Annotated in this window: 7 protein-coding genes; 5 read left to right on the top strand and 2 right to left on the bottom strand. The window is 71.1% G+C overall.

Features of this window, described 5'->3' with window-relative positions; genetic code table 11:
• Positions 1 to 106: 106 nt before the first annotated feature.
• Positions 107 to 1,183 carry a uroporphyrinogen decarboxylase gene (hemE, locus tag ABZ939_RS29840; protein ID WP_361861820.1) on the bottom strand — a complete coding sequence of 359 codons (1,077 nt, stop codon included), beginning with the start codon at positions 1,181 to 1,183 and terminating at the stop codon, positions 107 to 109.
• A gap of 91 nt (positions 1,184 to 1,274) precedes the next feature.
• Here hemE and ABZ939_RS29835 point away from each other — a divergent pair, with 91 nt between their 5' ends.
• The 3 genes from ABZ939_RS29835 to ABZ939_RS29825 all read left to right on the top strand — a co-directional run bounded on the left by ABZ939_RS29835 (position 1,275) and on the right by ABZ939_RS29825 (position 4,275).
• Positions 1,275 to 1,967 carry a DUF3000 domain-containing protein gene (locus ABZ939_RS29835; RefSeq protein ID WP_361861817.1) on the top strand — a complete coding sequence of 231 codons (693 nt, stop codon included), beginning with the start codon at positions 1,275 to 1,277 and terminating at the stop codon, positions 1,965 to 1,967.
• A gap of 212 nt (positions 1,968 to 2,179) precedes the next feature.
• The gene (locus ABZ939_RS29830; RefSeq protein WP_250917434.1) at positions 2,180 to 2,845 is read left to right on the top strand and encodes a response regulator transcription factor; all 666 of its coding nucleotides are present in this window, start codon (positions 2,180 to 2,182) and stop codon (positions 2,843 to 2,845) included.
• A gap of 146 nt (positions 2,846 to 2,991) precedes the next feature.
• Complete coding sequence (locus tag ABZ939_RS29825; protein ID WP_361861814.1) at positions 2,992 to 4,275, top strand: ribonuclease D; 1,284 nt, start codon at positions 2,992 to 2,994, stop codon at positions 4,273 to 4,275.
• Positions 4,276 to 4,317: 42 nt separating this feature from the next.
• Here ABZ939_RS29825 and ABZ939_RS29820 read toward each other — a convergent pair whose 3' ends face one another.
• Positions 4,318 to 5,520 (bottom strand): alpha/beta hydrolase, encoded by a 1,203-nt coding sequence (locus ABZ939_RS29820; protein WP_361861811.1) that lies wholly within the window; start codon positions 5,518 to 5,520, stop codon positions 4,318 to 4,320.
• A 319-nt stretch (positions 5,521 to 5,839) separates the two neighbouring features.
• Here ABZ939_RS29820 and ABZ939_RS29815 point away from each other — a divergent pair, with 319 nt between their 5' ends.
• Together ABZ939_RS29815 and ABZ939_RS29810 are read left to right on the top strand one after the other, a co-directional pair.
• Positions 5,840 to 7,054: an acetyl-CoA C-acyltransferase gene (locus ABZ939_RS29815; RefSeq protein WP_361861809.1), complete on the top strand. Its 1,215-nt coding sequence runs from the start codon at positions 5,840 to 5,842 to the stop codon at positions 7,052 to 7,054.
• Positions 7,051 to 9,180 (top strand): 3-hydroxyacyl-CoA dehydrogenase NAD-binding domain-containing protein, encoded by a 2,130-nt coding sequence (locus ABZ939_RS29810; protein ID WP_361861807.1) that lies wholly within the window; start codon positions 7,051 to 7,053, stop codon positions 9,178 to 9,180. The genes ABZ939_RS29815 and ABZ939_RS29810 overlap by 4 nt, the downstream gene beginning before the upstream one ends.
• Positions 9,181 to 9,190 lie beyond the last annotated feature (10 nt).

The raw sequence follows: 9,190 nt of genomic DNA, 5'->3' as shown, positions 1-9,190 counted from the left end.
CAGCCCGGCTCGACCGCCGATGTGCTCGGCAAGGACAAGGGGCGTGAGGTCATCAGCCCGCCACCCCGAACGGGGTGGCGGGCCGGGGCCGTGCCGTGGGGTGCCGTCAGACGGCCGTGTTCGTGTGGACGTACTCGACCAGGCGCGTCAGCGCGTCCGGGTCGGTCGTCGGCAGCACGCCGTGGCCGAGGTTGAAGACATGTCCCTCGAGCCCCTGCGCGGCGGCCAGGACCTCGTCCGTCTTGGCCTCGACGGCCTCCTGCGTGGAGAAGAGCACCGCGGGGTCCAGGTTGCCCTGGAGCGCCTTGCCGGGGCCGACGCGTCGGGCGGCCTCGTCCAGCGGGACGCGCCAGTCGACGCCGACGACGTCCGCGCCCGCCTCGCCCATGAGGCCCAGCAGCTCGCCCGTACCGACACCGAAGTGGATCCGGGGGACGCCGTACGAGGCGACCGCGTCGAAGACCTTCGTGGAGGCGGGCATCACCGAGCGGCGGTAGTCGGCGGGGGCCAGGGCGCCGACCCAGGAGTCGAAGAGCTGCACGGCGGACGCGCCGGCCTCGATCTGGACCTTGAGGAAGGCGGAGGTGATCTCGGCGAGGCGGTCGAGCAGATCGGCCCACAGCTGCGGGTCGCCGTACATGAGCGCCTTGGTGTGCTCGTGGTTGCGGGACGGACCACCCTCCACGAGGTAGCTCGCGAGAGTGAAAGGCGCGCCGGCGAATCCGATGAGGGGGGTGGAGCCCAGCTCGCCGGTGAGCATCCCGATGGCCTCGGTGACGTAGTGGACGTCCTCGGGGGTCAGGTCGCGCAGCCGGTCCAGGTCGGCGCGGGTGCGGATCGGGTCGGCGACGACCGGTCCGACGCCCGGCTTGATGTCGAGGTCGATGCCGATGGCCTTGAGCGGGACGACGATGTCGCTGAAGTAGATCGCCGCGTCCACCTTGTGGCGGCGCACGGGCTGCAGCGTGATCTCTGTGACCAGCTCGGGCCGCATGCAGGACTCGAGCATCGGGATGCCCTCGCGGACCTTCAGGTACTCCGGCAGGGAGCGCCCGGCCTGCCGCATGAACCAGACGGGGGTGTGCGGCACGGGCTCGCGCCGGCATGCCTTGAGGAACGCGGAGTCGTGCGTCCGCGACTGCTGCTTCGTCTGCTGGCCCACGGGGCTGTCATTGGCACTCACGACCAGAATCTTCGCATGTGGCGGGAAGCCGCTCGCCCGGGCCGGGTGTCCCTCCCTGCGCGAGGCCCCCATTCCGCCTACTCTTCCCCGCATGGCTGCGGCTCAGGGACATTTTTCCGATCATTCCGACGGCGACGAAGGAGCGGGCGACACGGCGGGCACCAGGGAGTCGAACCCGGTGCCGCCCGCTTTCCGGCGGGCGGTCGAGGCACTGCGTTCGGCCCGGCTGCGGCCGGAGATCGAGATCGACCCGACCCGGCCACCGCAGCGGCTCGCCCCGTACGCGTACGCACTGGAGGCGGCCGTCGTCGACGGCGAGGAGGATCTGGCCGACGGGCGGCTCGTCCTGTTGCACGACCCGGCGGGGCACGACGCCTGGAAGGGCACGTTCCGGCTGGTGACGCTGGTCCGGGCGGAGCTGGAGCCGGAGATGGCGGCGGACCCGCTGCTGCCGGAGGTCTGCTGGTCCTGGCTCACCGGCGCGCTGGAGGCGCGCGGCCTCGCGTACGGGGAGGCGAGCGGAACGGTCACCCAGGCGGGCTCGCACTACTTCGGCGGGCTCGCGGAGCGCCGCCCCGCGACGCAGATCGAGATCCGGGCCTCGTGGACGCCGCAGGAGGGCGTGGGGGGCGTGCCGGACACCGGGGCACACCTGGCGGCCTGGTGCGATCTGCTCTGCCAGATCGCGGGTCTGCCGCCGTCCAACCCCGAGCCGGGGGCGGGCACGAACTCGGGCGCGGGGGTCGTCTCGCTGCCCCAGCGCAGGGGTCCGCAGCAGCCGTAGCGGCGCGTTCCGGAGTCCTCCGGACGGAGGCTCACTCGTAGGATGATCGATCACGCGTCCGAATTGCCCGAATTATTACTCACCAAATCGTGATCTTTCCCTAAAGGCGGGCGCCCGAGCTGCCGAAGGAGTCAATGACCCCTTCACCGCACGGGTTCGCCCCCGGCTTCTTCCCCGAGCCGGCTCCGTCCCGCATCTCCCCAGGAGGCCGTGTGTCCGTTCTCCTCGAGCAGCCCGCAAGCCTGGTCGCCTACCGCCCCAACAAGCCGACCGCCATGGTCGTCGTGGCCGACCCGCGCGTCCGCTCCACCGTCACCCGCCACCTGTGGGCCCTTGGAGTACGAGACGTCATCGAGGCGTCGTCCATCGCAGAGGCCCGTCCCCGCGTCGGCAACCCGCGCGACATCTGCGTGGCCGACGTCCACCTCCCCGACGGCAGCGGCCTCACGCTGCTGTCCGAAACCCGCGCCGCGGGCTGGCCCAACGGCCTCGCCCTCTCCGCGGCCGACGACATCGGCGCCGTGCGCAACGCACTGGCCGGTGGCGTCAAGGGCTATGTCGTCACCGGTACGCGTACGAACATCGGGCACCCCACCCGCCCCGGCGCCGCCCCCATCGGCGCCGCAGCCTCCCGTCTCGGCCACCGCCGCCCCCCGGGTGCCCCGAGCCACCCGGGCGGCTACCGCGAGCTCTCCGGCCGCGAGGTCGAGGTGCTCCGGCTGGTTGCCGAGGGCCAGTCGAACAAGGCCATCGGCGTCTCGATGGGCCTGTCCGCGCTGACCGTGAAGAGCCACCTCGCCCGGATCGCGCGCAAGCTCGGCACCGGGGACCGGGCCGGCATGGTCGCGGTGGCCCTGCGCACCGGGATCATCCACTGACCGACCCGGACGGCACCCCACCCGAGGCCCCGGACGAGCCGCTCCACCGGGCCCAATCCGACCCCTGAACGGTTGACGAAAGATCGGCGCCTGTCGACGGAACGTTCCGTCGACAGGCGCTTGCCGTTCACAGATACCCTTGACACGTGACCGACGCCCAAGAGACCGCAGCAGACACAGCACTGCGAACCACCGGGGGCGCTCCCCCGGACGACGACGTCCCTGCGAACGGGCTGCCGATCCCCTTGCTGGAGCCCCGTGAGGGCATTCCGCCCGTCGTCGCGACCGACGAGGCCCTCGCCGACGTGATCGCCGCCTTCGCCGCCGGCCGCGGCCCCGTCGCCGTGGACGCCGAGCGCGCCTCCGGCTACCGCTACGGCCAGCGCGCCTACCTCGTCCAGCTGCGCCGCGAGGGCGCGGGCACCGCGCTCGTCGACCCCGTGGGCTGCCCCGACCTCTCCGGACTCGGCGAGGCGCTCGCCGGGACCGAGTGGATCCTGCACGCGGCGACCCAGGACCTGCCGTGCCTGCGGGACATAGGCATGGTGCCGACCCGGCTGTTCGACACCGAGCTGGCCGGCCGGCTCGCGGGCTTCCCGCGGGTCGGGCTCGGGGCGATGGTCGAGTCCGTCCTCGGTTACGCCCTGGAGAAGGGACACTCCGCGGTGGACTGGTCCACCCGCCCGCTGCCCGAGCCCTGGCTCCGGTACGCCGCGCTGGACGTCGAGCTGCTCGTCGACCTGCGTGACGCACTGGAGAAGGAGCTCGACCGGCAGGGCAAGCTGGAGTGGGCCCAGCAGGAGTTCGACGCGATCGCCTCGGCCCCGCCCGCGCCGCCGCGCAAGGACCCGTGGCGCCGGACCTCCGGAATGCACAAGGTGCGGCGCCGTCGCCAGCTGGCGGTCGTACGGGAGCTGTGGACGGCCCGTGACCGGATCGCCCAGCGGCGCGACGTCTCGCCGGGCAAGGTGCTCGGCGACGCGGCGATCGTCGAGGCGGCGCTCTCGGTGCCCGCGAACGTCGCCGCGCTGACCGCGCTGCCGGGCTTCGGGCACCGCATGGGCCGGCGCCAGCTGGAGCAGTGGCAGGCGGCGGTGGACCGTGCGAAGGCCCTCCCGGACAACGAGCTCCCCCAGCCCGGCCAGCCGGTCGCGGGTCCCCCGCCGCCGCGCGCCTGGGCGGACAAGGACCCGGCGGCGGCCGCCCGCCTGTCGGCGGCCCGCGCGGCGGTCTCGGCCCTCGCGGAGGAGCTGAACCTGCCCCAGGAGAACCTGATCACCCCGGACACGGTGCGCCGGGTCTGCTGGGAGCCGCCGGCCCCGGCCGACGCTTCGGGCGTGGCCGCCGCCCTGGCGGGGTACGGCGCCCGGCAGTGGCAGGTCGAGCTGGTGACCCCGCTGCTCGTCACGGCGCTGGCCGCCGAGGCCTGAGCCGACGGCCGGCGCCGTACGACCGGTCGTCCTACGGGGTCCTCACTGCTCAAGCAGGGTGAGGGCCCCGTCCTCGTCCCTGTCGTAGCTCCCGCTGGTCTCGCCCTCGACCTTGCTCTGCTTCAGCCAGTGCTCGGACATGGTGTGCACCAGCTTGGCCGCATGGTTTTCCCAGAGCAGCTGGTGGCCCGCGCAGGAGAGCCGGAACATCAGCTTCTGCTGCCCGGGGATCTTCCGGTAGAGCTCGGGCGTCGAGAAGTACGTCAGGCCGAGGTCCGGCGAGGTGTTGACGATCGAGTCGTGCGCCCCGTACACGATGCACACGGGCACCTTGTCGCCGAGGACGTCGTGCAGCTTCACCGTGGTCGAGTTCCAGCCCCACCAGTAGGAGTTCCGGACCCGGTTCAGCCCCTCCGGGGAGCCCGCCACCGGACCGCCCCAGGCGGCGCCGTACGTGTCGACGGACATCATCGCCTTCCACACCTCGTCGACGATCCCGTCCTCGCGCTGTCCGGGACAGCGCAGGTCCCTCTGCCAGACGACGTCGAGACCGCCCTTGGTGGCCACCGTCATCGGAAAACCGAAGGCGCCTGCCGGAGCGGACACCGGCAGCGGCACCGGGGCGCCGAACTCGGTCCCGGGCTTGCTCTGCCTGCCGTTCGGCGGGAAGATCGGCGCCGCCAGGAAGAGGCTGCGCACCTTGCCGTGGTTCATGATGGTGTAGGGCCCGAGCTGCTGGACCGCGGCGGAATAGCCGATGAGGTCGAGCTTCGTGGCGGCGGCTCGAGCGAGAACGAAGTCGACGACCTTGCCGACCTCGTCCCAGTCGCTCTGTGAGTTGTTCAGCTGGCTGCCGTACTCCACCGGGCCGGTGTAGATCGTGGCGGTCGGGTTCGGGACGAGGAGTCTCCGCTGGCTCTCGGCCGGGCTGACGTTTCGGTAGTCGTCCATCGTCGGCCGGGTGGACAGGCCCGAGCCCTGCAGTTCCATCACGTAGACGTCGTAGCCGGCCTTCGCCAGCTCCGCGGCCCAGCTGTACTTCTTGTACGGCAGGTCGAAGACCGCCACGCCCGCGACGCTGCGGCCATGCAGCATCAGGACGGGCAGGCGCGGGCCGTCATGGGCCGCCTTGTACTCCCGGACGAAGAGCTTGACCTTGTCGCCGGCGTTCGCCGGAATGGTCGAGTAGTGCTCCACGTAGAGATCGGTGACGGTGGGTGCCGCCTGGGTGATCGTGGTCGCCATGGGTGCTCCGTTTCCCTCGGATCGGGCCCGGGACAGTCGCCCGGGCGTGGCCAGGCTCCGCCCGGGCGGCCGCCGGACGCGGTCGACGTGACCGTGCCGGCCGGGCGTCCGACCCGATCGGGTAGCTGTGGCGCTCCGATCGGACGGGCGTACGCGGGGGGCGTGCGGCCGCCCTGGCGAGATCCGCGCCGTGTGACCTTCACCGCTTGCGCCTCAGGGACTGGGCAGCATGGTTACCCGCAAGTAGCATGGGGGGAGCAAGCGCGCGCTTAGCCGCGTGCCGCAGCAGTGCCATCCCGCACCCTGGAGGAGAGCCATCGTGCCTCGTACCGTCAGGGACGTCGTCTTCGTCGACGGCGTCCGCACCCCGTTCGGCAAGGCGGGCCCGAAGGGCATCTACCACGAGACCCGCGCCGACGATCTCGTCGTGAAGGCCATCCGGGAGCTGCTGCGCCGCAACCCCGGCCTCGACCCCGCGAAGATCGACGAGGTCGCCATCGCCGCGACCACGCAGATCGGTGACCAGGGTCTGACCCTCGGCCGCACCGCCGGCATCCTCGCCGGTCTGCCGCAGTCCGTCCCGGGCTACTCCATCGACCGCATGTGCGCCGGCGCGCTGACCGCCGTCACCTCGGTCGCCGGCTCCATCGCCTTCGGCGCGTACGACGCCGTCATCGCCGGTGGCGTCGAGCACATGGGCCGCCACCCCATGGGCGAGGGCGTCGACCCGAACCCCCGCTTCGTGAGCGAGAAGCTGGTCGACGAGTCCGCCCTGTTCATGGGCATGACCGCCGAGAACCTGCACGACCGCTACCCGAGCATCACCAAGCAGCGCGCCGACGAGTACGCCGTGCGCTCGCAGGAGAAGGCCGCCAAGGCCTACGCGGACAACAAGATCCAGCCCGACCTGGTGCCGATCTCCGTCCGCCGCACCAACGCCGAGGCCGGCGAGACCGGCTGGGGCCTGGTCACCGCCGACGAGCCGATGCGCCCGGGCACCACCCTGGAGTCGCTGGCGAACCTGAAGACGCCGTTCCGCGTCCACGGCAACGTCACCGCCGGTAACGCGGCCGGTCTCAACGACGGCGCCACCGCCTCGATCATCGCCTCCGAGGACTTCGCCCGCGAGAACAACCTCCCGGTGAAGATGCGCCTCGTCTCGTACGCCTTCGCCGGCGTCGAGCCCGAGGTCATGGGCTACGGCCCGATCCCGGCGACCGAGAAGGCGCTGGCCCAGGCCGGTCTCTCGATCGAGGACATCGGCCTCTTCGAGATCAACGAGGCCTTCGCGGTCCAGGTCCTGGCGTTCCTGGAGCACTACGGCATCGCCGACGACGACGCCCGCGTCAACCAGTACGGCGGCGCGATCGCCTACGGCCACCCGCTGGCCTCCTCCGGCGTGCGTCTGATGACGCAGCTGGCCCGCCAGTTCGAGGAGAACCCGCAGGTCCGCTACGGCCTCAACACCATGTGCGTCGGCTTCGGCATGGGCGCCACTGTCATCTGGGAAAACCCCCACTGGGAGGGCAAGTGAGCACCACCGCCGAGCTTCTGAAGGGTGCGGCCGAGCTGTTCCCGGACGAGGTCGTCACCAGCGCCCACGTACGTCACTTCGAACTGCCCGCGGGTGCGGGCCGGTTCGCGCTGATCACGCTGGACAACGGCTTCGACCACACCAAGCCGACCACCTTCGGTCCGCAGTCCCTGGCGAACCTCAACACGGCGATCGACCAGGTCGAGGCCGAGGCCGCCAACGGCGAGATCGTCGGCGTCGGTATCACCGGCAAGCCGTTCATCTTCGCGGTGGGCGCCGACCTCAAGGGCGTCGAGCTGCTGAAGCAGCACTCCGACGCGCTGGCCATCGGCAAGGGCGGCCACGACGTCTTCAAGCGTCTGTCCGCGCTGGCCGTCCCGACGTTCGCGTACTACAACGGCGCGGCGATGGGCGGCGGTGTCGAGGTCGGTCTGCACTGCACCTACCGCACCGTGTCGAAGGCCCTGCCGGCCTTCTCGCTGCCCGAGGTCTTCCTCGGTCTGGTCCCCGGCTGGGGCGGCTGCACGATCCTGCCGAACCTGATCGGTGCCGACAAGGCCGTCTCGGTCATCATCGAGAACTCGCTGAACCAGAACCGTCAGCTCAAGGGCAAGCAGGTCTTCGAGCTCGGCATCGCCGACGCGATCTTCGAGGGCGCGGACTTCCTGGAGCAGTCGCTGATCTGGACGGCCTCCGTCCTGAACGGCACCGTGACGGTCGAGCGTCCGGAGATCGACCGCGGTGAGGGCTGGGACCAGGCCGTCGCCAAGGGCCGGTTCATCGCCGACTCCAAGGTGCACGGCGCGGCCCCGGCCGCGTACCGCGCCCTGGACATCATCGAGGCGTCCAAGGACGGCGACCTGCAGAAGGGCTTCGACGCCGAGGACCAGGCCCTCGCGGACCTGATCATGGGCGGCGAGCTGCGCTCCGGCATCTACGCCTTCAACCTGGTGCAGAAGCGCGCCAAGCGCCCGGCCGGTGCCCCGGACAAGTCGCTGGCCCGCCCGGTCACCAAGGTCGGTGTCGTCGGCGCCGGTCTGATGGCCTCTCAGCTCGCGCTGCTCTTCCTGCGTCGCCTCGAGGTGCCGGTCGTCCTGACCGACATCGACCAGGAGCGCGTCGACAAGGGTGTGGGCTACGTCCACGCCGAGATCGAGAAGCTGCTCGGCAAGGGCCGCATCAACCAGGACAAGGCCAACCGTCTCAAGGGCCTGGTCTCCGGTGTCCTGGACAAGGCCGCCGGCTTCGCGGACGCGGACTTCATCATCGAGGCCGTGTTCGAGGAGATGTCGGTCAAGCAGAAGGTGTTCGCGGAGGTCGAGGCGGTCGCCCCGGCGCACGCGATCCTCGCCACCAACACCTCCTCGCTGTCGGTGTCGGAGATGGCCTCCAAGCTCCAGCACCCGGAGCGCGTGGTCGGCTTCCACTTCTTCAACCCGGTCGCGATCCTCCCGCTCCTGGAGATCGTGCGCGGCGAGAAGACGGACGACGCCTCCCTCGCCACCGCGTTCGGTGTCGCGAAGAAGCTGAAGAAGACCGCGGTCCTCACCAAGGACGCCCCGGCGTTCGTCGTGAACCGCATCCTGACCCGCTTCATGGGCGAGATCCAGAACGTCATCGACGAGGGCACCTCGGTCGAGACGGCCGAGAAGGCCATCGAGCCGCTCGGTCTGCCGATGTCGCCGCTGGTGCTCCTGGAGCTCGTCGGCCCGGCGATCGGTCTGCACGTCTCCGAGACCCTGAACCGCGCCTTCCCGGAGCGCTTCACCGTCTCGCCGAACCTGGCGGCCGTCGTCAAGGCCGGCAAGCGCGGCTTCTACGTCTACGACTCCGGCAAGCCGGAGCTGGACCCCGAGGTCGCCGCGCTCCTCAAGCAGGGCGATGTCGTCCTGACCGAGGAGCAGGTCCGCGACCGTGTCCTGGACGCGGTGGCGCAGGAGATCGGCCTGATGCTGGAGGAGGGTGTCGTCGCCGAGGCGCAGGACATCGACCTCTGCCTGATCACGGGCGCGGGCTGGCCCTTCCACCTGGGCGGCATCACGCCGTACCTGGACCGTGAGGGCGTCTCCCAGCGGGTGAACGGCAAGCCGTTCCTCGCGCAGGGCGTGGCGAGCGTCCCGGCGTAACCCGGTTCGA

It is taken from the genome of Streptomyces sp. NPDC046712 (assembly GCF_040645695.1).
In the GTDB taxonomy this organism is placed as follows: domain Bacteria; phylum Actinomycetota; class Actinomycetes; order Streptomycetales; family Streptomycetaceae; genus Streptomyces.
Note: the sequence above shows the minus strand (reverse complement) of the source record. Positions and strands in the feature narration are given on the sequence as shown.

What these genes read in the sequence shown, in the direction of transcription:
- ABZ939_RS29820 (WP_361861811.1), bottom strand. Translation starts at nt 5,520, where the DNA reads ATGGCGACCACGATCACCCAGGCGGCACCCACCGTCACCGATCTCTAC.
- ABZ939_RS29835 (WP_361861817.1), top strand. Translation starts at nt 1,275, where the DNA reads ATGGCTGCGGCTCAGGGACATTTTTCCGATCATTCCGACGGCGACGAA.